Annotated in this window: 22 protein-coding genes and 1 tRNA gene; 11 read left to right on the plus strand and 12 right to left on the minus strand. The window is 72.4% G+C overall.

What is annotated here, in order from left to right; genetic code table 11:
- The first annotated feature begins 30 nt into the window (after window positions 1–30).
- Window positions 31–1,224, plus strand: a complete 1,194-nt coding sequence (locus ACFW47_RS01885) for a peptidoglycan-binding protein (RefSeq protein WP_386304378.1) — start codon at window positions 31–33, stop codon at window positions 1,222–1,224.
- Window positions 1,225–1,491: 267 nt separating this feature from the next.
- On the opposite strand, the gene ACFW47_RS01890 is transcribed toward ACFW47_RS01885, so the two are convergent.
- Window positions 1,492–2,157: an HAD-IA family hydrolase gene (locus ACFW47_RS01890; RefSeq protein WP_386279154.1), complete on the minus strand. Its 666-nt coding sequence runs from the start codon at window positions 2,155–2,157 to the stop codon at window positions 1,492–1,494.
- Window positions 2,158–2,299: 142 nt separating this feature from the next.
- Entirely contained in the window at window positions 2,300–2,881 is a 582-nt protein-coding gene (locus ACFW47_RS01895) for a TMEM165/GDT1 family protein (protein WP_386304381.1), read from the minus strand.
- A 434-nt stretch (window positions 2,882–3,315) separates the two neighbouring features.
- On the opposite strand from ACFW47_RS01895, the gene ACFW47_RS01900 reads away from it, so the two are divergent.
- The 4 genes from ACFW47_RS01900 to ACFW47_RS01915 all read left to right on the plus strand — a co-directional run bounded on the left by ACFW47_RS01900 (window position 3,316) and on the right by ACFW47_RS01915 (window position 7,301).
- Window positions 3,316–3,960 carry an HNH endonuclease family protein gene (locus tag ACFW47_RS01900; protein WP_386279150.1) on the plus strand — a complete coding sequence of 215 codons (645 nt, stop codon included), beginning with the start codon at window positions 3,316–3,318 and terminating at the stop codon, window positions 3,958–3,960.
- An 88-nt stretch (window positions 3,961–4,048) separates the two neighbouring features.
- Window positions 4,049–5,779, plus strand: coding sequence for an alkaline phosphatase D family protein (locus ACFW47_RS01905; protein ID WP_386304384.1), 1,731 nt, complete (start codon window positions 4,049–4,051; stop codon window positions 5,777–5,779).
- 233 nt (window positions 5,780–6,012) lie between these two features.
- The gene (locus ACFW47_RS01910) at window positions 6,013–6,468 is read left to right on the plus strand and encodes a DoxX family protein (RefSeq protein WP_386279146.1); all 456 of its coding nucleotides are present in this window, start codon (window positions 6,013–6,015) and stop codon (window positions 6,466–6,468) included.
- Between the two features lie 194 nt (window positions 6,469–6,662).
- The gene (locus ACFW47_RS01915; RefSeq protein WP_386279144.1) at window positions 6,663–7,301 is read left to right on the plus strand and encodes a DedA family protein; all 639 of its coding nucleotides are present in this window, start codon (window positions 6,663–6,665) and stop codon (window positions 7,299–7,301) included.
- 139 nt (window positions 7,302–7,440) lie between these two features.
- Here the strand turns inward: ACFW47_RS01915 and ACFW47_RS01920 are convergent, their stop codons facing one another.
- A complete protein-coding gene (locus ACFW47_RS01920) occupies window positions 7,441–7,674 on the minus strand; it encodes a DUF2277 domain-containing protein (RefSeq protein ID WP_386279142.1) in 234 nt (77 codons plus the stop codon).
- Between the two features lie 4 nt (window positions 7,675–7,678).
- Window positions 7,679–8,212, minus strand: coding sequence for a GNAT family N-acetyltransferase (locus ACFW47_RS01925; protein ID WP_386279140.1), 534 nt, complete (start codon window positions 8,210–8,212; stop codon window positions 7,679–7,681).
- Window positions 8,213–8,328: 116 nt separating this feature from the next.
- On the opposite strand from ACFW47_RS01925, the gene ACFW47_RS01930 reads away from it, so the two are divergent.
- Entirely contained in the window at window positions 8,329–8,685 is a 357-nt protein-coding gene (locus ACFW47_RS01930) for a hypothetical protein (RefSeq protein ID WP_386279138.1), read from the plus strand.
- 109 nt (window positions 8,686–8,794) lie between these two features.
- Here ACFW47_RS01930 and ACFW47_RS01935 read toward each other — a convergent pair.
- A tRNA-Val gene (locus tag ACFW47_RS01935) sits at window positions 8,795–8,869 on the minus strand.
- Window positions 8,870–9,094: 225 nt separating this feature from the next.
- Between ACFW47_RS01935 and ACFW47_RS01940 the strand changes: the two genes are divergently transcribed.
- The 3 genes from ACFW47_RS01940 to ACFW47_RS01950 all read left to right on the plus strand — a co-directional run bounded on the left by ACFW47_RS01940 (window position 9,095) and on the right by ACFW47_RS01950 (window position 11,683).
- On the plus strand, window positions 9,095–9,877 hold the full coding sequence (locus ACFW47_RS01940; RefSeq protein ID WP_386304387.1) for a DUF4097 family beta strand repeat-containing protein: 783 nt from the start codon (window positions 9,095–9,097) through the stop codon (window positions 9,875–9,877).
- Between the two features lie 71 nt (window positions 9,878–9,948).
- Window positions 9,949–11,355, plus strand: a complete 1,407-nt coding sequence (locus ACFW47_RS01945; RefSeq protein ID WP_386279134.1) for a hypothetical protein — start codon at window positions 9,949–9,951, stop codon at window positions 11,353–11,355.
- Between the two features lie 97 nt (window positions 11,356–11,452).
- Window positions 11,453–11,683 carry a zinc ribbon domain-containing protein gene (locus tag ACFW47_RS01950; protein ID WP_386279132.1) on the plus strand — a complete coding sequence of 77 codons (231 nt, stop codon included), beginning with the start codon at window positions 11,453–11,455 and terminating at the stop codon, window positions 11,681–11,683.
- A gap of 87 nt (window positions 11,684–11,770) precedes the next feature.
- Here the strand turns inward: ACFW47_RS01950 and ACFW47_RS01955 are convergent, their stop codons facing one another.
- Window positions 11,771–12,415, minus strand: coding sequence for a response regulator (locus ACFW47_RS01955; protein ID WP_386279130.1), 645 nt, complete (start codon window positions 12,413–12,415; stop codon window positions 11,771–11,773).
- A complete protein-coding gene (locus ACFW47_RS01960) occupies window positions 12,406–13,548 on the minus strand; it encodes a sensor histidine kinase (protein ID WP_386304390.1) in 1,143 nt (380 codons plus the stop codon). The genes ACFW47_RS01955 and ACFW47_RS01960 overlap by 10 nt, the downstream gene beginning before the upstream one ends.
- A gap of 132 nt (window positions 13,549–13,680) precedes the next feature.
- On the opposite strand from ACFW47_RS01960, the gene ACFW47_RS01965 reads away from it, so the two are divergent.
- Window positions 13,681–14,511: a DedA family protein gene (locus ACFW47_RS01965; protein WP_386279126.1), complete on the plus strand. Its 831-nt coding sequence runs from the start codon at window positions 13,681–13,683 to the stop codon at window positions 14,509–14,511.
- Here the strand turns inward: ACFW47_RS01965 and ACFW47_RS01970 are convergent.
- Genes ACFW47_RS01970 through ACFW47_RS01980 form a run of 3 tightly spaced genes read right to left on the minus strand, consistent with a single transcriptional unit; the run spans window position 14,429 to window position 19,107 of the window.
- Window positions 14,429–15,241, minus strand: coding sequence for an HAD family hydrolase (locus ACFW47_RS01970; protein WP_386279124.1), 813 nt, complete (start codon window positions 15,239–15,241; stop codon window positions 14,429–14,431). The genes ACFW47_RS01965 and ACFW47_RS01970 overlap by 83 nt on opposite strands.
- Window positions 15,241–17,910, minus strand: coding sequence for a phosphoribosyltransferase (locus tag ACFW47_RS01975; protein ID WP_386304393.1), 2,670 nt, complete (start codon window positions 17,908–17,910; stop codon window positions 15,241–15,243). Before ACFW47_RS01975 ends, ACFW47_RS01970 begins: the two co-directional genes overlap by 1 nt.
- A 30-nt stretch (window positions 17,911–17,940) precedes the next feature.
- Entirely contained in the window at window positions 17,941–19,107 is a 1,167-nt protein-coding gene (locus tag ACFW47_RS01980) for an HpcH/HpaI aldolase/citrate lyase family protein (protein WP_386304396.1), read from the minus strand.
- Between the two features lie 207 nt (window positions 19,108–19,314).
- Here ACFW47_RS01980 and ACFW47_RS01985 point away from each other — a divergent pair, with 207 nt between their 5' ends.
- On the plus strand, window positions 19,315–20,280 hold the full coding sequence (locus ACFW47_RS01985) for a TerD family protein (protein ID WP_386279118.1): 966 nt from the start codon (window positions 19,315–19,317) through the stop codon (window positions 20,278–20,280).
- An 80-nt stretch (window positions 20,281–20,360) separates the two neighbouring features.
- Here ACFW47_RS01985 and ACFW47_RS01990 read toward each other — a convergent pair whose 3' ends face one another.
- Complete coding sequence (locus tag ACFW47_RS01990; RefSeq protein ID WP_386304398.1) at window positions 20,361–21,098, minus strand: Tellurium resistance; 738 nt, start codon at window positions 21,096–21,098, stop codon at window positions 20,361–20,363.
- 165 nt (window positions 21,099–21,263) lie between these two features.
- Entirely contained in the window at window positions 21,264–22,406 is a 1,143-nt protein-coding gene (locus tag ACFW47_RS01995) for a DUF475 domain-containing protein (RefSeq protein ID WP_386279114.1), read from the minus strand.
- Between the last annotated feature and the right edge of the window lie 33 nt (window positions 22,407–22,439).

Raw genomic sequence — 22,439 nt, forward strand, 5'->3', positions numbered from 1 at the left:
AGGGGAGTCGCGAGGGGAGGGACGAGCGCGTTGGAGCAGCGGGAACAGCCTGAACGGCAGGGAGAGGCGTCGCGGGAGCGAGCCTCCTCCGGGCACTCGTGCCCGGAGTGCGGCACGCCCAGGGAAGCGGACAACACGCCCGCCTGCGCCTGCGGAACGCGCGCGTCAGACGCCCTGCGCGACGCGCGTACGGCGCAGGCGGCAGCGGCGGAGGACTTCGACCCGCTGCGGATACGTCCGTACGTCGAGCTGGACGGCACGGGCGGGCAGCCGCCGCGAGACACCTCCGCCGACGGGGCACCGGAGGCCACCGTTCCGCCGGACGCGACGCCCCCGTCCGCGTCCACTTCACCCGCCCCGGCCGCCGCAACGGCCGCGCCGGAATCCGACGCCACCATGACGCTGCGCGCCGTCGATGCCGGGCAGCCGCCGGCCGCGGCCACCGAGGCGACCTCCGTGCTGCCCACGCCGCTGGCACCCTCGACCGGCGCGCCACGCGCGCACGACCTGCGCCTGTTCGAAACGTCGGCCGTCTCGGCCACCGCGCCCGTCATGCCGGTGGAGCCCGGCGCGGACGGCACCGGCGGGCGTCGCGGGCGGCGCCGGGGAGTGCTGCTCAGTGCGGTGGGGGCGGTCGTGGTCGTGGTGGGCGCCGCCGGGTTCGCGAGCGGCCTGTTCGCCTACGAGTCGCCCTCGCGGGACGGCGCGCTGCCGGAGGAGGTCAGGGCGAGCGTGCCGGAGCCGTCGGCCAGTGCGGCGTCCACCGCGCCCGCGCCGAGCTCGCCGTCCGCCTCCCAGACCTCCGGGTCACCGTCGCCGTCCGCGTCGACGTCCGCGAGCACCAGTCCGTCACCCTCGCCGTCCGTTTCGCAGTCGGCGTCCAGTGCCCCGCCGTCGCCGTCCCGGTCGGCCGAGACGTCGCCGGCCGCCGCCACCACCCCTTCCGACGCGCCCGCAGAGGAGCCCGAGGACGACGACCGCGACCAGGGCTACGGCGGCGGCCCCACACTGCACCGCGGCGACCGGGGCTCCGAGGTGGCCGAGCTGCAGCAGCGGCTGACCCAGCTGTACCTCTACAACGGTGACATCAACGGCAACTACAACCACCAGGTCGAGGACGCGGTCCGGAGATACCAGTGGGCCCGCGGCGTCCGCTCCGACGAGCTCGGCGTCTACGGGCAGGACACCCGGCGCATGCTGGAGTCGGAGACGCACGAGCCGTAGTCCGCGTCCGGCCGCGAGCCGCGGGGGCGGTCCCGCGGCTCGCTCGGGGCAGCCCGTGCTCGTCGCACGTCGGCTGGGCTCGTCGTACGGACACCGTGGTCGTCGCACGTCGGCTGTGCCCGTCGTACGGACACTGTGCTCGTCGTACGGACACTGTGCTCGGGTCGTGCGGCAGCCGACGGTCGTCCGGTGCGAGCCGACGCCGTGCGTCAGCCGACGCTCGCCGTACACCGGCCGACTCGCTCATCGCGCGTCAGCGGACGGCCGTCAGCCGATGTGCAGCCGCAGCGAGCCGTCCGCGCCGGCCTCCACCCGCACCCGCGTCAGGTCCTCCACGACCACGTCCGGCCCGTGCAGACCGGCACGCGGGCCGACGCCCACGACCCGCATCCCGGCGGCGCGGGCGGCGGCGATGCCGGCGCCGGAGTCCTCGAAGGCGACGCAGTCGGCGGGCTCGACACCCAGCTCGGCGGCGCCCTTGAGGAAGCCCTCGGGGTCCGGCTTGCTGGCGCCGACCGACTCGGCGGTGACCCGGACGTCCGGCTGGGCGAGCCCGGCGGCGGCCATCCGCGCGGTGGAAAGCGGCACGTCGGCCGAGGTCACCAGGGCGTGCGGCAGGCCGCGCAGCGAGGCCAGGAACTCCGGCGCGCCCGGGATGGCGACGACGCCCTCGGTGTCGGCGGTCTCCTCGGCGAGCATGCGCGCGTTGTCGGCGTGGTTCTGCTCCATCGGCCGCTCCGGCAGCAACAGCGCCATGGAGGCGTAGCCCTGACGCCCGTGGACGACCTTCATGACCTCGTCGCCGTCCAGCCCGTGCCGGTCGGCCCAGCGCCGCCAGACGCGCTCGACGGCGGCGTCCGAGTTGACGAGGGTGCCGTCCATGTCCAGCAGCAGGGCACGGGCGGTGAGAACGGTGGGGGCGGTGGCCGTCATCGGCAGACTCCAAAGCGCGGGGAGGAAACAAGGCGGCCCCGCCCGCCGGTCAGGGAGAACGGACGGGAGCCACTTTGTTTCTCCACGGTACAAAACGCGTCGGGGATCGCGCCACCGCCCCGCCGGAACGTTCACGGACCGTTCAGCCGGCGACCGCCTCCCACAGGCTCCACACACCCAGACCCAGCATGAGCAGCGCGGCGATCTTCGTGATCAGCGCCAGCGGCACCCGCTTCATCAGGGCCTTCCCGCCGACGATGCCGAGTCCGGCCACCGCCCACAGCGCGAGCACCGCGCCGAGGCCGACGGAGAGCGGGTCGTCGTAGCGGGCCGCGAGGTTCGCGGTCATGATCTGCGTGAGGTCGCCGAACTCCGCGACCAGGATGAGCATGAAGCCCGCGCCGGAGACCTTCCAGAAGGACTGGTCCTCGGGCTTGCGGATCTCCTCGTCCTCGTCGCCCTTCTTCATCAGCAGCACGGCCGCGCCGCCCAGGAAGAGCACTCCGGTGATCGCGTGCACGATCTGCTGCGGCAGCAGGGTCAGCACACTGCCGGCCGCGACCGCGAGCACGACGTGCAGGAGGAAGGCGGCGGCCACGCCGGCGAAGACGTACGAGGCCCGGTAGCGGGTGCCGAGGACGAGGCCGGCGAGCGCGGTCTTGTCGGGCAGTTCGGCGAGGAAGACGACGCCGAAGACGACTGCCGTCACGGTCAGGCTGATCAAGGGATCCTCTATCGGTCGGGGCCGCCCCGCCGAGAGTGCTGGTCCTTGCCGCTCCTGCGCTGCGGACACCTCGGCACGGCAGCACACGGATCGCCCCCGCCGTACGGCACGGGCGTGCACTGCTTGCCGAAGGTCTCGCTGGCCGGCCTCGCGCACGAGACCCGCCTCCGGGCGCCGGCTCAGGCGAGCTGAGCAGTGTGTCGACGGTCCGGCGAAGAGCTACTCCCCTTCTGCGCCGTCCATAGTACGCGACGCCCGCGGGCCAACCCGTGGGACGAAAGTCCCGGGACGCTCCGTCACGAGTCCTGCCGCACCCGTAGACGTGCCATGCACACGTCACTAACTTCTTACCGGCCGCACACCTGTGCGCCATGCGGCGCCGTGAGCATTCCCCTGCTCGCGTCCCGACACCCCCACACCCCAAGGGAGTTCGCATGCCGAAGTTCTACGCGCGTCGACGGCTCGGTTTCCTCGCCGCGTTCACCGGGCTCATAGCCTCGGCCGGGCTGCTCAACGGCCCGGCCGCCTCCGCCGCCCTCCCCACCCCGGTCAGCGCCGCCACCGCCCGCGCCTACCTCGCCTCCCTCACCGTGAAGACCGAGAGCCGCACCGGCTACGACCGCGACCTCTTCCCGCACTGGATCACCCAGTCCGGCACCTGCAACACCCGCGAGACCGTCCTCAAGCGCGACGGCTCGGGCGTCACCACCGACTCCTCCTGCTACCCCACGCGCGGCAGCTGGTACTCCCCCTACGACGGCGCCACCTGGTCCGCCGCCTCCGACGTCGACATCGACCACCTGGTCCCGCTCGCCGAGGCCTGGGACTCCGGCGCCGGCTCCTGGACCACCTCCCGGCGCCAGTCCTTCGCCAACGACCTGACCCGCCCCCAGCTCCTCGCGGTCACCGACAACGTCAACCAGTCCAAGGGCGACCAGGACCCCGCCACCTGGATGCCCTCGCGCAGCGCCTACCGCTGCACGTACGTCCGCGCCTGGGTCCAGGTGAAGTACTACTACGACCTCTCGGTCGACTCCGCGGAGAAGTCGGCGCTGCAGGGCCACCTCGCGAACTGCTGACCCACCGTCCACCGTGTGTTCGGCGCGGAATCTCCCCGCCGGCCTCCGTCGTTCCGTACCGTACGGGGCGACGGAGGAGGGGATCACCATGGCCGGACTGCGCCTGGGGCCACTGCTGAGATACACCGACGGCTCGTGCGCGACCGTGTGGGTCGAGAGCGACCGCCCGTGCACCGCCGAGGTGCGCTGCGCCGACGGCGCCTCGGGCACGAGCCGTACGTTCCAGATCGCGGGCCACCACTACGCGCTGGTGGCGGTGAGCGGCCTGACACCCGGCACGGCTACCGAGTACGAAGTGCTCCTCGACGGCGCGCGCGTGTGGCCGCCGCCCGACTCCCGTTTCCCGCCCTCCGTCATCGCCTCGTCCCCGGCCGACGCGGGCACGCGCATCGCCTTCGGCTCCTGTCGCTGGGCCGCGCCTCCGGCCGGCGGCCACGATCCGGTGGGGCCGGACGCGCTGGACACCCTCTCCGCCCGCATCGCGGCCGACCCGGAGGCCGCGCGCCCCGACGTGCTGCTCCTGCTCGGTGACCAGGTCTACGCCGACGAGGTCTCCGACGCCACGCGCCGCTGGATCTCCGGCCGCCGCGACCTCGCCGATCCTCCCGGCGACCAGGTCGCGGACTACGAGGAGTACACCCGCCTCTACTACGAGTCGTGGCTCGACCCCGAGGTGCGCTGGCTGCTGTCGACCGTGCCCAGCTGCATGATCTTCGACGACCACGACGTCATCGACGACTGGAACACCTCAGAGGCCTGGCTCGCCGACATGCGGGCCACCGACTGGTGGCGCGAGCGGCTGCTGAGCGGGCTGATGTCCTACTGGGTGTACCAGCAACTCGGCAACCTCTCCCCCGCGGAGCTGGCCACCGACCCCCTCTACGCCGCCGTCCGCGACACCCCCGACGGCACCGACGTGCTGCGTACGTTCGCCGCGCGGACCGACGCCGACCCCTCCTCCGTCCGCTGGAGCTACCGACGCGACCTCGGCCGCGTACGGCTGCTGATGGTGGACTCCCGCGCGGCCCGCGTCCTGAAGGAGAACCGCCGCGCGATGCTCGACCCGGGCGAGGCCGCCTGGCTGCGCGAGCAGATCCTCGACGGACGGGGCGGCGGTGCGGAGGCGGGCGCGGGGACGAGCGGCCACACGGAGGCGGGCGCGGGCGACGGCCGGGCAGAGGAGGCGCGCGTCGGCGAGCCGGAGGGCGCCTACGACCACCTCCTGATCGGCACCTCCCTGCCCTGGCTGCTGCCTCACCTGGTGCACGACGTGGAGGCGTGGAACGCCGCGATGTGCGCCGGTGAGCGGGGCGCGCGCTGGGCACGGCTCGGGGAGCGGATCCGGCGGGGCGCCGACCTGGAGCACTGGTCGGCCTTCCCCTCCTCCTTCGACGCCCTCGCGGACCTGATCGCCGAGGCCGGTACGGGGCCCGGGGCGCCCGCGACGGTGAGCGTGCTGTCGGGTGACGTCCACCACGCCTACGTGGCCGAACCGTCCTGGCCGGGGCGCGCACCCGACGCGCACGTCGCACAGCTGACCTGCTCCCCCGTCCACAACTCCGTCCCGCTCTCCATCCGGCTCGGCTTCCGCTTCGGCTGGAGCGCCTGGGCGCGCGCCCTCGGGCGGCGCGTCGCCCGCCACGGACGCTGCGCGGAGCCGGCGGTCGGCTGGCGCAAAACCGGCGGTCCGTGGTTCGGCAACCAGATCATGACGCTGACGCTGCGGGGGCGGTCGGCCCGGCTGCGGCTCGAGCAGGCCCGGGCCGAGCGCGACGGGACGACCGCCCTGCGGGTGATCACGGACCGGGAGCTGGCGTAGGCCCAGGGCGGGGGCGGGTATGGATTCAGTCATGCCGACAGGCCTCGGCCCGCCCGTGGGAGCGCTCCCACCAGCAGGGTGCGCCGCGACAGGACGGTGACCACCCGCCACGCCATGGCCAAATGTTGAACTTGCAAGTACTCATTAGGCTCACCTAACGTGGACAGCCCACTCGGTTCCGTCCCCCACCGGCCCCCGTCCCGGGCCGGCCCGACCGAAGGAGCACCCCCCACATGTCCGGACGCCTCAACAGCGCCCAGCCCTACGCCCTCGGCCTGTTCCGCATCGTCGTCGGCCTGCTTTTCGCCTGCCACGGCGCCGCCTCCCTCTTCGGGGTCCTCGGCGGCGCGTCGGGCACCGGCGGCACGGTCGAGGCGGGCACCTGGCCCGGCTGGTACGCCGCCGTGATCCAGCTGGTCGGCGGCGGCCTCGTCCTGCTGGGCCTCGGCACCCGCGCCGCCGCACTCGTCTCCTCGGGATCCATGGCCTACGCGTACTTCAAGGTGCACCAGCCGGGCGCCCTGTGGCCGATGGAGAACGGCGGCGAGGCCTCCGCCATGTTCTGCTGGGCCTTCCTGCTGCTGGCCTTCACCGGCTCCGGCGCCTTCGGCCTCGACCGGCTCCTCGCCCGGCGCGCGACCGAGCCGGAGAAGGCGGCCACCGAGCGGCAGACCCCGGTCGCGGCCTGATCGCCTCCACGTCCCCCAACGACCCGGGGACGTGACGCCCGCCTCCCGGTGAACGTTCCGTGCCGAACACCCAAGCCCCCTGTGAACCGCCTGTCACACCCCGGGCGTACGCTGTATGGCTGTCATCGGCCGCTCCTGCCGTCCCCGCGTCCTGCGGCATGGCCCGGCCCACGGGGGAGTAACGGGGAGTTGTGGTGGTCGAGAGTCTCGGAAGCATCGGTTCGCTGGTCAGCAGCCCATGGATCTATGTGCTGGTGGCCACTTCCGTACTCCTCGACATCTTCCTGCCGGTGCTGCCGAGCGGCGTGCTGGTGATCGCGGCGGCCACGGCGGCGGCAGCGGGCTCGGGCGCGGCGGCCGCCGGGCGGGTCCCGCAGGACGTGCCGGACATCCTGGTCCTGATCCTGTGCGCGGCGTCCGCCTCCGTCCTCGGCGACCTGGCGGTCTACCGTCTCGCCTGGCGCGGCGGGCCGCGTCTGGACCGCGCCATCGCCCGTTCCCGCCGGCTGACGACGGCGCAGGAACGTCTCGGCGGGGCGCTCGCCCGAGGGGGCGGCGCCCTCGTCGTACTGGCCCGTTTCGCGCCCGCCGGCCGCTCGGTCGTCTCCCTCCTCGCCGGCACCGCGCACCGCCGGATCCGCGAGTTCCTCCCCTGGTCCGCCCTCGCCGGACTCGCCTGGGCCCTGTACAGCGTGGCCCTCGGCTACTTCGGCAGCCAGTGGCTGGGCGCGACCTGGCTGGCCACGGGAGTGTCCCTCGCGGCGCTCTTCGGCGCGGGCGCGGCGGCCGCGTACCTGATGCGCCGACAGCCCGGGGCGCGGGAGGCGTCGTAGCGGACGCCGGGGTCGGGGACGCGACGGCCCACGGGGCCCGATCCCGGGTCACGGGTCACGGGTCACAGGTCTCAGGTCACGGGTCGCAGGTCACAGATCTCAGGTCACGAGGCACGGGTCGCAGGTCACGGGTCGCAGGTCATGAGGCCCGCCGGGCACCGGCGCCTCCCCGTACCTCCAGGCCGGCGAGCAGCTCGGCCGTGGCACCCGCGACTGCCTCCACGGCACGTTCGAAGACCTCGCGGTTGTGCGCGGCCGGCGCTCGGAAGCCGGAGACCTTGCGGACGTACTGCAGGGCGGCGGCTCTGATCTCGTCCTCGGTGGCCTCCTCGGGGAGCGCGGGCGGACGCAGTGTCTTGATGCTTCGGCACATGGCCTCAGTCTCCTCTCTCCAGGTCCACTCTCCAGTCGTTCGACCTGATCCAGTGGCCCTTCGGGTACTCGAAGTCGGCCTGGCCGAGCAGGATGAAGCCGGCCCGCCGGCAGACCGCGTTGGAAGCGGCGTGGTCGATGCTCGGGAACGCGTGCAGATACCGGTGCGGACCGGCGTCCCGGGCGGCCTCCGCCACCGCACGGGCGGCCCGCGCGGCCAGCCCCCGCCCCTGGAACTCCGGCAGCACCGCCCACCCGGTCTCCCAGACCTCCGCGCCCCGCCAGGTCCGCTGCCAGTACCCGATCGAGCCGACGGTCTCGCCACCGTCCGCCAGCGCGACCCGGTACATCCGTCCCGATTCCAGCCCGACGTAGCGCCGGTGCCGCACCGCGAGCTGCTCCTCGGTCTCCGGGCCGCCCAGGTGCGCGGTCATCTCGGGGGCGTTGGTCCTGCGCAGCAGCCACAGATCCCCCTCCGCCCAGGGCACCAGGCACACCCGGCCCGCTTCACCACCGGCCCGCTCTTCCACGCCGTCCATGTTCTTCACGGTAGGGCAGGGGTCTGACAGTCGGCCCCGGCGGCGGGGGCCACCCTTTCGCGTGAACCACTGAAGGGAACGCGCGCCTTAAAATCGAACAGGCGTATCATTGGATCGTGGCTACGACCTATGACTTCCCCAGTGACCTCCTCGCCGGCCAGGAGGAACTGCATCAGGTCCGGGCCGAGCTGTCGGCCCTGCTCAAGAGACTTCCCTGGTCCGTCGAACCGCTCGACGGCTTCAGCGACGACAACGGCTGGCGCAAGGTCGAACGCCCGGCATCGCCCGGCTGGTCCGCGGACGAGCAGGCCGAGGTGGAGAAGCTCCGACAGCGCGAGCGCGAACTCGCCGTGTTCGTCAGCACCCATCGCTACTGGTCGCAGATCACCGGCCCCGACCAGGTGACCGCCCGCTCGGAACTGAAACGCGCACACGCCGCCCCGGACCCCGGGACCCCGCCCGACGACGCCTGAGAAGCCCCCGCACCGGCCGGCATCGTGCGGTGCGCGCCGAGCGGGCGCACGCGAAAGGCCCCCGGAGCATTCTCCGAGGGCCTCGCACCGACGACAGCGGCGCCGGTCCTGGTGGGCGCGGACGGTTTCGAACCGCCGACATCCTGCTTGTAAGGCAGGCGCTCTACCCCTGAGCTACGCACCCAGGACGAGTGGACAGCCTACATGGCACAGGGCGCTGCCCGGCAATCGCGTCGGTGCCGGACTCCGGTCCCTCCCGGCCGGGGGGTTAACCCCACCCTCGATCCGGGAGCGGCCCGGATCCCGCAGGGACCCACCGCTCCATACGCTCGAAGAGCCTCGCCGCGCCGGGCCCCGCTCCGCGGATCCACCCGGCGGCACCTCGTCGTCCGTCCTTGGGGGAACCGTCATGTCCCGCCGTATCCTTCCGGCCCGCGCATCGGTCCGCGCGCTCGCCGCCGCCGGTACCGTCGCCGTCCTCGTCGCGGGCCTCGGTGCCTGCGCCTCCGCGGAGGACGACACGGACCCCGACCACCGGACCTTCTCCTTCCGGGGCGACACCCTCACCATCGACGCCGACGACTCCGGCCTGGAGGTGGTCGCCGCCGACGCCCATGCCGCCGGCAAGGTAGAGGTGACACGGTGGTTCCAGGGCTCGGTCGTCCTCGGTTCCGACCCCGAGGTGACCTGGAGCATGGACGGCGACCGGCTCAAGCTGCGTACGCACTGCTCCGGCGTGGTCGCCGACTGTGCCAGCAAGCACCGCGTGGAAGTGCCGCGCGGTGTCGCCGTCAAGGTGGAGTCCGACGACGGCAGCGTGCGGGCGCGGGGTTTCCGGGACGCGCTGGAGATCCGTACGGCGGACGGGTCCGTCCGCGTCAGCGACACCACCGGGCCGCTGGAACTGCACAGCGACGACGGGTCACTGCGCGCGGACGTCTCCTCGCGCCGCGTCGCGGCGTCCACCAAGGACGGCTCCGTCCGCCTCGATCTGCGAGCCGTCCCGGACCTGGTGGAGACCCGCAGCGACGACGGCTCCGTGAGCGTCGCCCTGCCCCGCGGCACGTACAAGGTGTCCGCCGAGAGCGACGACGGTTCGGTCGACGTGTCCGTGCCCCGTGACGACTCCAGCGCCCACGTGGTGAACGCGCGGACCCAGGACGGCAAAGTCGCGGTCCGAACCGCGAACTGACCGGCCCGTGTGTTCGTCCCTAACGGGTGGGAGAATGAACCCGGGCAGGACGGACGACACGGGAGAGGGATGTGACGGCGACACCATCGCAGCCGGACTCGCCGATGGTGCCGTGCGCGCGGCGCCCGCCTCACCGCTCCACCCGCCGCCGCACACCCGCCGCGGTCCATGACCTTCTCACCCTCGTGGGCATGCCGCTCCTCGTCGCGCTCGCGCTTCCCGCCGCGTTCACCGGCGGCGGCACGCGCCGCTGGTTCGGCGGGCGGGCCGAGAGCCAGCGGGCCGAGGCACAGGCCGCCAAGGACGACGCCGCGGCGGCCTTCTACGAGCTGGACACCGCGCAGCGGGACCTGCGGATCTCGGTGGAGACGATCGCGGCCGTCGACTCCTCCCCCGCCGCCCGGCGCGCGGTCGGCGACTTCGAGGCGCTCGGCCGGCGCATCGACGAGGTCAGCCACCAGTACATCAACGCCGTGGACGCCCACGACCTGGACCGGGACGACCTGGAGGCGTCGGCCGCCTCCCGCGCCCGCTCCGAACTCACCGCCGCCAAGACCGAGCTCGGCCGCGTCAAACAGGAGCTGGACCGCTTCGCCCAAGGACTCGGCCCCCTGCTCGGCAAGGCGGAGACCCAGCTGGCCCGGCTGGCGCCGGCCGTCGAGCGCGCCCGGCAGGCTCTGCTCGCCGCCTCCAACGCCCTGGACGCGGCACGCGAGTCCCGGCTGAGCGCGGACGACCTCGCCGCCCGGCTCGCCGCCCTCGGCCCGGAGCTGACCCGGCTGAACCAGGGCGCCGGACAGCACGGCGTGCCGCAGACCCTGGAGCGGGCCGAGCGGGTCACCCGGGAGGCCGAGTCGGTCCGCGCGGAAGCCGAGCGGCTGCCCGAGCGCGCCGCCGAGATCGGCCACCGGCTGGTCTCCCTGCGCACCCGCGCCCAGGCCCTGACCACCCGCGCCGAGCAGGTCGAACCGGTACTGAGCGAGCTGCGCCGACGCTTCACCGCCGCCTGCTGGCAGGACCTCCAGCAGGTGCCCGACCAGGCCGCCGAGTCGGTCCGGCAGGCCGAACGGAAACTGGCCGAGGCCCAGACCGCCCGCGACGAACAGCGCTGGCCGGACGCCACCGCCCTCCTGTCGACGGTACGGGCGCTGCTGAACGCGACCGACGAGGCGGTCTCGGCCGCCGGCGACCGCCTGCGGCAGTTGAACGCCGTGCAGAAGGACCCCCAGCAGGAGATCGAACGCACCCGTTTCGCCATCCGGGACGCCCAGCGCCTGGCCATGGCCGGCCGCAACACCCCGGATCCCCGCCACGCGCGCCCACTGGACGACGCCGTGGCGCGGCTGGAACGGGCGATCACCACGCTGGAGGGCCGCCACCCCGACTACTGGCACTTCCTCACGGAGACCGAGGAGGTCCGGCAGACGGTGGCCCACGTGGTCTCCCGGATCCGCGAGGAGCGCGGCGCCGGTCACTGATCATCGACCGGCTGCCGGTGACCGCGCGCGTCTCCTCCCGACCGGATTTCCGGCTTCACCCGCCGGCGCCGGCCGCCCGGCCGGTTAACCTGTGCCCATGCCTCGCTACGAGTACCGCTGCCGGAGCTGCGGCGACACCTTCGAACTGAGCCGCCCCATGGCCGAGTCCTCCGCTCCCGCCGCCTGCCCGGCGGGCCACGACGACACGGTGAAGCTGCTGTCGACGGTCGCGGTCGGCGGCTCCTCCACCGGATCCGCTCCCGCTCCCGCTCCAGCACCGGGTGGCGGAGGCGGTGGCGGCTGCTGCGGCGGGGGCTGCTGCGGCTGACCCGATCCTGATCGCGCCTTCCGGCAGGCGGCCGGGCCGTCACCGGACTACCTGGGGCGACCCGGCTCCGGCTCCCCTCGGCCTCCTTCAACTGCCCAGGTAGCGAAGTACCGCCAGCACTCTGCGCGAATAGCCCTCCCCTCCGGTCAGTTCCAGCTTGTCGAAGATCGCGTTGGTGTGTTTCTCCACCGCGCTCTGCGAGATGTGCAGCCGCCGCGCGATCGCCGCGTTGGTGTGCCCCTGTGCCATCTCGGCCAGCACGTCCCGCTCCCGCGCGGTGAGCCGGGCGAGCAGGTCGGTGTGGGTCGTGCGGCCGAGCAGCTGCCGGACGACCTCCGGGTCGAAGGCCGCGCGTCCGGCGGCCACCCGCTCCAGCGCGTCCAGGAACTCGTCGATCTGGACGACCCGGTCCTTCAGCAGGTACCCCACCCCTTCGGTGTCACCGGTCAGCAGCTCCGTCGCGTACCGCTTCTCGACGTACTGGGAGAGGACCAGCACCCCGACCTCGGGCCAGCGCTCGCGTATCTCCAGTGCGGCGCGCAGGCCCTCGTCCGTGTGCGTGGGCGGCATCCGGACATCGGCGACGACCACGTCCGGGGGGTCCTCGGCGACCGCCTTCAGCAGCAGCTCGGCGTTGCCCACGGCCGCGAGCACCTCGTGCCCCTCCTCCATCAGCAGCCGCACCAGCCCCTCCCTCAGCAGTGTCGAGTCCTCGGCGAGGATCAAGCGCATGGCAGCTCCGCGGCCACGAGGGTGGGCCCGCCCGGCGGACTGACCACGCTGAGGCTGCCGTCGAGGGCCGCGACACGTCGGGCGAGCCCGAACAGTCCGCTGCCGGCGGCGTTCGCCCCGCCGCAGCCGTCGTCCTGCACGCTCACGTACATCCGTTGCTCCTCAGCTCTGACAGCGACGCTTATCCGGGTGGGCGCCGCGTGCTTGACGGCATTCGTGACAGCCTCGCAGACGACGAAGTAGGCGACGGTCGCCACGGCCTGCTCGGGTTCCTCGGCCACGTCGTACTCCACTCCCACCGGCACGGACGCCCGCTCGGCGACCGTCTCCAGGGCCGCGCGCAGACCCGCCTCGTCCAGCGTGGTCGGGTAGATCCGCCAGGCCACCTCCCGCAGCTCGTCCAGGGCGCGGCGGCTCTCGTCGTGGGCCTGGCCCAGGAGCCGGTCGCGCCGGTCGGCGTCCTGACTGCGGCGGGCACGGCCGAGCAGCATGCCGAGGGCGACGAGGCGCTGTTGCACGCCGTCGTGCAGGTCACGCTCGATGCGGCGCCGTTCGTCGTTCACCGCGTCGACCACGGCGGCGCGGCTGGCGGACAGCTCGGCGATGCGCCGCTCCAGCTCCTCCTGGTGGCGGGGGCCGAGGAAGTGGCGCGCCAGCTGCCCCTCCAGTCCCACCACGCCGAATATTCCCTGCACGGCGAGGAACACGAGGAAGAAGCCGCCCAGACTGCCGAGGACGAACGAACCGGGGTTGCGTATGCCGTCCAGCAGGAACCAGCCGTACATCCCGAAGGTGCCGTATCCGAGGCCGATCGCGGCGGTCAGCATCACCACGCCGCCCAGGACGCCCAGTGCCCAGTGGCAGGCCACGTACCGCAGGGCCCGCACGTCCTCGTGCGCGGGCGTGATGCGGAGGTCCAGCCACATCGCCAGCCGGGCCCGCTCCAGGCCCGCCAGTATCCGCGCGCCCGCGAGGACCGGGCGCAGGACGGCACGGCGGGCGGTGGGCCAGGCCGCCACCGGCAGGAGTGCCGCGCCTGCCAGCAGGGCGAAGAGCAGCTCGACGGCGGCCGTGGCGGTCCCCATGATGAGGCCCACCCCGCACCGCACTACACGTCGCGCCATGTCTCGCATGATCGCGAGGCTAGCCGGGCGCCGGCACGACGCACACTGCGGAAAACCGCAATTCCCGCCTGCGGTACACCGCACACGATCGTGCGGTCTTCCTCAGGCTCCCTTCAGCTGCGATTTTCTAGCGTGGTCGGCATGACAGCCATCGCAGCGCAGACGGCCGCGGACAGCGGTGCCGCTCCGCAGTGGATCAACGACCTCATGGACGCGCTCGGCGCACCGGGCGCCGGCCTGGCCATCGCTCTGGAGAATCTCTTCCCTCCGCTGCCGAGCGAAGTGATCCTTCCCCTCGCCGGCTTCGCGGCCAGTTCGGGCCGGATGAACCTGATCGCCGTCCTGCTGTGGACGACGGCGGGTTCGGTCATCGGTGCGCTCGCCCTGTACGGGGTGGGCGCCCTGCTCGGCCGGGACCGCACGGTGGCGATAGCGGGCAAGTTGCCGCTGGTGAAGGTGTCGGACATAGAGAAGACGGAGGCGTGGTTCCAGAAGCACGGGACCAAGGCGGTCTTCTTCGGCCGGATGATCCCCATCTTCCGGAGTCTGATCTCCGTGCCGGCAGGCGTGGAGAGGATGCGGCTGCCCGTCTTCCTGGCTCTGACCACGCTGGGCAGCGCGATCTGGAACACGGTGTTCGTGCTCGCGGGCTACGCGCTGGGGGACAACTGGTCCGAGGTGTCGGGCATCGCCTCCGCCTATTCGAAGGTGATCCTCGCCCTGGCCGCCCTGGCGCTGCTGGTCTTCGTAGGCATGCGTCTGCTGCGGCCCGGCGGCGGACAGCGCCGGCGGGGCCGTGGACGCGATGGAGGACAGGAGATACGGCCGCCGGCCAGTGACGACGGCCGCCCCGGCACCGGGGGTGGTGCCGGGGGCCGTGGCGGCGGGGTCAGCGAGCCGGATTCGCCGCGCGAAGGAACTCCCGGAGAATTCGCTCACCGGCCAGCACGCCGCGCTCGGGCAAGGCGCTGATCGCCGGAGCCGTCCAGTCGGAGTCGGCCAGCTCGCCGTGACCGGGGCGCCACCCCCGGTCGGCGGCGAGCAGCAGGTCGGCGTCGAGGAGGGAGTCGCCGGCGGCGAGGGTGAGATCGGCGCCGGTGCGACGGGCGACCTCGCGCACGGCGGCGCTCTTGGTGAGCGGCTTGGGGACGGCGTAGATCTTGCGGCCCTGGAGGGAGACGGTCCAGCCCCGGTTCTCGGCCCACACGGCGAGTTCCTTCACCCAGTCCTCGGGCAGCAGTTCGCGCTCGACCACGAGGTAGGCGAAGAGGTCTTCGGCGACCCGGTGCTTGCGGACCCACAGGGGGTCGGCCGTGTTCATCAGGTGGTCGCGAATCTCGGCCAGCGAGGCGCATTCGTCGGCCAGCCGCGCGGTCACCCGCGCGTGCCAGTCGGGGTCGGAGACGCCGTCCACCAGCAGGTGGCCGCCGTTGGCGCAGATCGCGTACCGGGCGGGCGGGCCGGGGAGGTTGATGCGCTGGTACTGCGCGCGGGTGCGGGTGGTCGTCGGTACGAAGACCGCCGTGTCGCCGAGTTCGGTCAGCAGTCCGGCGGCCGTCTCGGTCATGTAGGAGAGGGGTCTGCTCTGGTAGACCTCGACGCACAGCAGCCGGGGTGCCCGCAGATCGGGCATGGTCAGCCCGAGCGCGGCGGCGGAGTAGATGAGCGTGCGGTCGAGGTCGCTCGCGACGAGCACCGGCATCAGAGCGCCACCGCCTTGCCGTCGGCGCCGGTCGCGCCCCGCGTGTACTTGGGGTGGATCAGACCGACGCAGGTGTAGGGGAGGTCGGCAACCTCCTCGACGGGGACGCCCCGCTGGTCCGCCAGGAGGCGTACGTGGTCCAGGTCGGCGCCGGCGCCGGCTCGGGCGAGCACCTTCCACGGGACTCGGCGCAGCATGACGCGGGTGGTCTCGCCGACGCCGGGCTTGACGAGGTTGACGTCGTGGATGCCGTACTCCTCGCTGATCCGCTCGACGGCGGCCCAGCCCTCCCAGGTGGGGCTGCGGTCGGCGGAGAGAAGGTCCTTGACCTGGGCGTCGACCGTGTCGGCGACGTCCGGGAAGCGGGCGGTGACGGCGTCGAGGAAGGCCGTCGACAGGTCGGCGCCGGCGAGTTCGCGGTAGAACTTCGCGCCGTGGAAGTCGTGCGGGCCGACGAGATCGGCGCGGAGCACGGTGCGCGATATCAGGCCGGAGACCGTGGAGTTGAGGCAGGCGGAGGGGATGAGGAAGTCGTCCCGGGTGCCGTAGGTGCGTACGCAGGAACCGGGATCGGCCAGCACGGCGATCTCGGGGTCGAAGCCGGTGACGCCGTCGGTGGACTCGAAGTCGCTCAGAGCGGCGGCGAGTTCGCGGGTGATGGCGCCCTTGCCGGTCCAGCCGTCGACGAAGACGACGTCGGCGGGGTCGTGGCGGTCGGCCAGCCAGCGCAGTGCGTTGGCGTCGATGCCGCGGCCCCGGACGATCGACACCGCGTAGTGAGGGAGGTCGCGACCATGACGGTACTGCGCCCAGCGGCGCATCAGGATTCCGACGGGTGTGCCCGCGCGGGCGAGGGACACCAGGACGGGGCGGGGGGACCGCTCCGTGAGCACGACCTCGGTGACGGCGCCGACGGCTCGGGCCAGGCGGGCGGCGGACGTCTGCAGCGCCGCGTGGAACAGTTCCTGGTACTGCTCGCTGGGCTGGTACTCCACCGGCAGCGACTCCGCGTAGTGGGCGCCGCCGCTCTGGATGGCCTCCTCGCGCTCCTCGGTCGGAGCTTCCAGCGTCACGTCCGAGAGGTCCTGGAGCAGCCAGCCGACCTCGTCGGGGGCGTACGAGGAGAAGTCGGGGCCGCGCAGGGGCTCGGGCAGCATGGGGGGCCTTTCGGGGGCGTGCGAGGCATGCGGGGCTTGGGGGAGGTAGGACGGGACCACGGCCAGCAGGACGTGCGGGGAGTGGGCGGCGAGCCGGGCCAGCAGTCCGTCGGGCGCGTGGAGTGCGGGGGTGTCGGCGGCCGAGTCGACGACGGCGACGACGGCGTCGAAGCCGGCGCCCGCGACGTTGTAGGCATAGCGCTCGCCGGGGCCGTCGGCCGGGTCGTCGTGCGCGGGGAAGACCAGGCGGGTGCGTATCGCGTAGCCGGGGTCGTCCACCGCGAGGACGGGCGAGCGGGTGGTGGTCGAGTAGCGCACGTCGGCATCGACCGTGTGCTCGAGCTCGCGGGCCAGGCGCAGGGGGGCGTACATCAGCTCTTCGAAGCCGAGGACGAGCACGCGCCGGGCGTCGGTGGGCAGCGCTTCGGCGATCCGGCCGGCCATGCCGGGCAGGGCCGCCTCCAGCCGCTCCCGGTGGGCGGGCGTGAACCCGTGCCGTCCGCCGTCCGGCACGCCCGCGGGCCAGTGCAGGTCGACGCGCGCGACGGTCCCGGGGGCCGGCGTGGGAGCAGGAGCGGGCGTTTGCGGCCAGGCGGCGCCCTGTGCGGAGGCTCCCGCGCGGTCCGGGCCGGGTGCGGTGGCGTCGGCGCCGGTCACCCCGTCGCGGGAGGACTGCGCGAGCCCGGGTTTCCCGGCGCCCCGGCTTTCGCCGGCCGGCCCGGCGGCGAGCGCCTCGTACCGGGCGACCAGTTCCTGCCCCTTCTGGAGGACGTCGTCCGGCAGCCGGACCGTGCCGGAGGCGGCCGTCACCAGGTCCACGCGGGCACCGATCTCCCGGGCGAAATCCTCCAGCCGGCCCGCGTCGGCGGGCGAGCGCATGTCGACCAGGGCCACGACGACGTACCGCTTGCGGGGGTAGCGCTCGTGCAGGGCGCGGACGGTGTTGAGGACCGTGTTGCCGGTGGAGAACTCGTCGTCGACGAGGACCAGCGGCCCGTCCCCGGCGAGCAGCGCCGGGTCCTCGGGCAGCAGCAGGTGGGACGTGGCGTGCGAGTGGGATTCCTCGAAGCCGCCCGCGCGGGCGGCCCCGGCGACCGGACGGCGGGTGGAGTGCAGGTACGGGGCGGTGCCGAGGCCGTCGGCGACCGAGTGGCCGAGGCCGGTGGCGGTCTCCGCGTAGCCGAGGACGACGGCGCGCTCGGCGGCCTCGGCACCGAGCAGGTCGCGTACGCGGCGGCCGAGGGTGACGCCGTGGCCGTGAACGACGGAGGGCGACTGCGGGACGTGCTTGCCGAGCACGTTGGAGACGAGCAGGTGCGCCCGCTTGGGGTTGCGGCGCAGGGCGAGTCCCAGCAGGGCGGGCAGTGTGTCGTCGCCGGCGAGTTCGACGCCGAGCCGCTCGGCGACCCAGCTGCCGGACCAGACTCCGGCTCGCTCGTCGGCGCGCGCCCTCTCGGTCATGTACTCGTGCCTCCCGTTGTCCACCGCAGTGTGGGCCCTTGCGTCGGTCATGGATTCCTTGCGTTCGGTCGAGCGGGGTGTTCAGTCGGACAGGCCGGCGGCGAGCAGTTCCACGAAGCCGATGTCCTCGTTGGCCACCCCGAAGACCTCGGCGCGCAGCAGCGTCCGCTCGGCCCAGGCGCGGTGGGGCTTCACCTCGTTCATCTTGTTGGTGTACGCCGACCTCAGTACACCCCCGCCGCAGCGTTCCGGCCGCAGGATGTCCTGGGCGTCGCTGAACTCCTCGTGGCTGACCACGGACAGAGCGTGCACCGGCAGCACGTGCGAGGGGTGGATGCAGGTCTTGCCGAGCAGTCCGTTGGCGCGGTCCAGGGAGATCTCCCGCAGCAGTCCGTCCATGGCGTGTTCGATGAGTTTCGAGCGCAGTTCCACGGCCTGCCCTTCGAGGAAGGGGCTCTGCCGCAGCTGCGGCTTGAACATCCTCTCCTGGACGCGGAAGTACTCCCACACCGGTCCGGTGACGGTGAACCCGGTGCCGTCGGCCCTGGCCAGCATGTTCACCACGTCGGCGATCACGGAGGCGACGATCTGGACGTCGTACGCCGTCATGTCGGGGCCCCTGCGCAGCCCGTAGGAGGAGCAGAAGTCGGTCACGCCGAGGCGCAGGGCGAGCACGCGGTCACGGTACTTGTCGACCGCGCGGAAGATGCCTTCCAGGGTCTGCACCCGGGTCTCGCGGTACAGCAGGTCGGGCGACTCCAGCACGGGCATGGCGAAGAGCCGGTGCCCGCTGGCGGCCTCGGCGGCGGAGAGGGCCTCCAGAAACGGCATGCCGCGTGTCTCGGTGAACTTAGGCAGCACGAATCCGGACAGCAGCCGGATCGCCGGGCCGAGGCGCCGCACGAGGTCGGGTATCTGCTCGGGCGTGCGAACCCGGACGAACAGCAGGGGAACGTCGACGTCGGAACGTTTCTCCAGGTCGTTGAGCCGACGGACGAGATTCTCCTCGCCGACCGGTACGTCGGCGTCGTCGATCGAGTCCTCCAGGCACAGCACCATGGACACCACGCCCCGAGCGGCCTGCTTGAGGATGTCCTCGTCGAGTCTGGGCCGGGTGGCCGGGCTGTAGAGCGTCGCGCCCAGGGCCGTGGACAGCAGCCGGGCCGGGGAGTCCGCCGTGAAGGCGCAGGGCTCCTGATGGAAGAGACGCTTCCGCACTTCAGGGGCGATCTGTCCGAAATGACGCATGAATACTCCCCCGTGGTGTCTGGGCGACCTGTGAACTGTCCAAGGTGGCCGGTAATAGTACGTACGTGACCATGTCGGCGGTTCCCACCGGGCATGAATTCCAGGTAACCCGGCCGTGTCGACGACGGCGACCCGGGCTGCGCGGACACGACCCGAGTACCCGCCCCCGCGTTGTCGTGACCAGGACCGAGAAGGCAGGATGACGGCATGACGCACGCGATGCTGAAGGGATCGAACGTCCCGCTGCAAGCCACCACGGTACGCGCCGTGCTGCGCTGGGCTCCCGGGCAGGGGGTCCCCGACGTCGACGCCTCCGCACTGCTGCTGGGGCCCGACGACCGCGTGCGCTCCGACGAGGACTTCGTCTTCTACAACCAGCCCCGGCATCCCTCGGGCCAGGTCTGGCGGCTCGGCAAGAAGCGGGTCGCCGAGGGTCTGACCGACACGATCCAGACAGACCTGACCGGGGTCGAGGCATCGGTCGGCCGGATCCTGCTGATCGCCTCGGCCGACGGCGTCGCCTTCGACCGGGTCACCTCGCTGCGCATCCTGCTCTACGACGCCACGGCCGGCGACGCGGAGCCGCTGGCCCACTTCGACGTCAAGCCGGAGACGGGCCAGGAGACGGCGCTGATCTGCGGCGAGCTCTACCGGCGCGGGGAAGGCTGGAAGTTCCGGGCGCTGGGCGAGGGTTACTCGAACGGACTCAAGGGCCTGGCGACCGACTTCGGCATCTCGGTGGACGAGTCGGAAGGGGCGGACGACCCCGTGTCGGCGCCACGGCCGGAGACGCCCCCGCACACGCCCGCCCAGTCGTCGCCGCCCGCCCCTGCTCAGCCGTCCGCTCCCGCTCCCGCGGCGCCGTCGGTCGGTCCCGAGGAGCCGACGGCCGTCCAGCCCCTCCCGGAGGTCTCCCGCCCGCTGCCCCCGGAGCAGCCCGCGGGGGTCCCGGCGCAGCCCGCTTACGGCTACCCGCAGCAGCCGCCGCCGGTTCAGCCCGCCTACGGATATCCGCAGCCGGCCGCCCGGCCCGCGTACGGGTACCCGCAGGCTCCCGCGGCGGCGGGGGTCACCGGCGCGCAGTCCGGCTACGGTTACCCGCCGCCGGCGTCCGGGACGCCCGACCCGGACTTCCGGCTGCCGCCGCAGGGGCCGCAGTTCGTCGGCCGGTAGGCGGTCGCCTGACTTGGTGCCCCACCGGTCGCCTCACCGGCCCGCACCGCGTCCGGGTCCGGACGCCGCGGGCCGGGTTCCTAGCGCTGCGCCTTGCTCTTGTGCCCCCGGCCCCACTGCAGTCCCCACCCGTAGAGCCGGTCCAGCTCACCCTGGAAGCCGTACACGAACTTCACCTCGCGGCGGACGAGGATCTCGTTCTTGACGTTCTCGATCATCACCACGGCGCAGGACCTGGCCTGGGGGTGACGCTCGTCGAGGCCTATCTCGATGCGGGGCCCGTTGCTCGGGTAGAGCGTCACGATGGCGTGGGTGCGGTCGAAGGCCGGCGTCTGGTCGTAGATGTAGGCGAAGAGCAGCAACCGCTTGATGGCGTCCTTGTGGTCCAGGTTGACGTAGATCGTCTCGCCGGAGGCAGAGCCGAACCGGTCGTCGCCGCTGAGCTTGACGTACGGCGGCCCGTTGACGTCGCCCAGGAAGCCGCCGAGCGGCTGGACGACCCCGCGGGTGCCGTCCTGGAGTTCGTAGAGGCAGCCGAGGTCGAGGTCGACGTTGACCATGCTCTGGCTGTGGCCCACGACCTCGGGGGGCTTGAGCGCCTTGAAGGGGTGGCGCAGCAGGCTCTCGCGCTGGTTGCCCATGATGTCCGAGGTCCGCATCCGCCAGGAGAGGTTGATGCGGAGGTTGCCGGTCGCCGCGCCCTGTTTGGTCAGCGAGACCTGGCTGTGCCGTTTGGTCAGCTGGATGGCGTTGGTCGCCGCGCTGCCCGAGTCGAACTCGGACTCGCGTCCTCGCCACAGACCGTCCAAGAAGCCCATTCCCGCCCCCACGTTCACTCGCACCGGCCGCGGACCGCCCGACGGGGCGGCCCCGAGGAGTCGTCCTCGTCGGCCGCCCCGTCGAGAGCGTTCCTCACCCGGGCCGCGTTCACACCAGAGGTGCGGGCGCACCGGGGGCGAACCCGGCCCGGGAACAGAAGGGCTTCACACCCCGGAGGAGACCTCCGCCCTCTCCTTGCCGCCTTCTCCCCCGGCCGCGGCGAGCCGCTTGTTGCGGCGCACGGAGGACCAGAAGGAGGCGCCGATGAGGACGACACCGATCATGCCGGTGATGAACTCGTTGATCTCGTACTGGATGGTGACCAGGAGGACGACCGCCAGGGCACCGATGGCGTAGTGGGCGCCGTGCTCCAGGTAGACGTAGTCGTCGAGGGTGCCCTCACGGACCAGGTAGACGGTCAGGGACCGGACGTACATGGCGCCGATGCCGAGGCCGAGGGCCATCAGGACGATGTCGTTGGTGATGGCGAAGGCGCCGATGACGCCGTCGAACGAGAAGGACGCGTCCAGGACCTCCAGGTAGAGGAACATGAAGAACGCGGCCTTGCCGGCCAGCTTGACGGCGGACTTGGGCTTGCCCGCGCGTTCGGCCGCCTCTTCCGCCTCGTGCTCGCGCTCCTCCTCTTCCTCGAGCTTGTCCTCGAAGAAGCCGGAGAGGCCGCCGACGACCAGGTAAGTGATCAGACCGGCGATGCCGGAGAGCAGGACAGTCTCCGCCTTGTCGGCGTGGGTGCCGCCGTGCTGGTGGGCGTGGGCGCCGAAGGTGATCGCGGAGACCAGCAGCACGATCAGGGCGATGCAGACCGACAGCATGTCGACCTTGCCGAGCTTGGACAGCGGGCGCTCCAGCCAGCCGAGCCACTTGATGTCCCGGTCCTCGAAGATGAAGTCGAGGAAGATCATCAGGAGGAACATGCCACCGAAGGCGGCGATCGACGGATGCGCGTCCGTCACCAGTTCCTGGTAGCGGTCCTTGTCGGTCAGAGCGAGGTCGACGGCCTCGATGGGTCCGAGCGACGCGCTGACCGCGACGATGACGACCGGGAAGACCAGGCGCATGCCGAAGACGGCGATCAGGATGCCGATGGTGAGGAAGATCTTCTGCCAGAAGGCATTCATCTTCTTCAGGATCCCGGCGTTGACCACCGCGTTGTCGAAGGACAGCGAGATCTCCAGGACGGACAGGATCGCCACGATGCCGAAAGCGGCCCACCCCCCGTAGAAGATCGCGGCCACCAGGCCGAGCGCGGTGACCGCGAACGACCACCCGAAGGTTTTCAGAACCACTGGCTACCCAATCGTGTTTGTACGGGGCTCCCC

It is taken from the genome of Streptomyces sp. NPDC058796, assembly GCF_042745235.1.
Lineage (GTDB): Bacteria > Actinomycetota > Actinomycetes > Streptomycetales > Streptomycetaceae > Streptomyces.

Bases quoted from the DNA above. Each gene is read 5' to 3' on its own strand.
- ACFW47_RS01905 (WP_386304384.1), top strand. From the start codon at position 4,049: ATGGCCGGACTGCGCCTGGGGCCACTGCTGAGATACACCGACGGCTCG.
- ACFW47_RS01940 (WP_386304387.1), top strand. From the start codon at position 9,095: ATGTCCCGCCGTATCCTTCCGGCCCGCGCATCGGTCCGCGCGCTCGCC.
- ACFW47_RS01955 (WP_386279130.1), bottom strand. From the start codon at position 12,415: ATGCGCTTGATCCTCGCCGAGGACTCGACACTGCTGAGGGAGGGGCTG.
- ACFW47_RS01980 (WP_386304396.1), bottom strand. From the start codon at position 19,107: ATGCGTCATTTCGGACAGATCGCCCCTGAAGTGCGGAAGCGTCTCTTC.
- ACFW47_RS01925 (WP_386279140.1), bottom strand. From the start codon at position 8,212: ATGGACGGCGTGGAAGAGCGGGCCGGTGGTGAAGCGGGCCGGGTGTGC.
- ACFW47_RS01900 (WP_386279150.1), top strand. From the start codon at position 3,316: ATGCCGAAGTTCTACGCGCGTCGACGGCTCGGTTTCCTCGCCGCGTTC.
- ACFW47_RS01975 (WP_386304393.1), bottom strand. From the start codon at position 17,910: ATGACCGACGCAAGGGCCCACACTGCGGTGGACAACGGGAGGCACGAG.
- ACFW47_RS01920 (WP_386279142.1), bottom strand. From the start codon at position 7,674: ATGTGCCGAAGCATCAAGACACTGCGTCCGCCCGCGCTCCCCGAGGAG.
- ACFW47_RS01985 (WP_386279118.1), top strand. From the start codon at position 19,315: ATGACGCACGCGATGCTGAAGGGATCGAACGTCCCGCTGCAAGCCACC.
- ACFW47_RS01910 (WP_386279146.1), top strand. From the start codon at position 6,013: ATGTCCGGACGCCTCAACAGCGCCCAGCCCTACGCCCTCGGCCTGTTC.
- ACFW47_RS01965 (WP_386279126.1), top strand. From the start codon at position 13,681: ATGACAGCCATCGCAGCGCAGACGGCCGCGGACAGCGGTGCCGCTCCG.
- ACFW47_RS01970 (WP_386279124.1), bottom strand. From the start codon at position 15,241: ATGCCGGTGCTCGTCGCGAGCGACCTCGACCGCACGCTCATCTACTCC.
- ACFW47_RS01950 (WP_386279132.1), top strand. From the start codon at position 11,453: ATGCCTCGCTACGAGTACCGCTGCCGGAGCTGCGGCGACACCTTCGAA.
- ACFW47_RS01960 (WP_386304390.1), bottom strand. From the start codon at position 13,548: ATGCGAGACATGGCGCGACGTGTAGTGCGGTGCGGGGTGGGCCTCATC.
- ACFW47_RS01890 (WP_386279154.1), bottom strand. From the start codon at position 2,157: ATGACGGCCACCGCCCCCACCGTTCTCACCGCCCGTGCCCTGCTGCTG.
- ACFW47_RS01990 (WP_386304398.1), bottom strand. From the start codon at position 21,098: ATGGGCTTCTTGGACGGTCTGTGGCGAGGACGCGAGTCCGAGTTCGAC.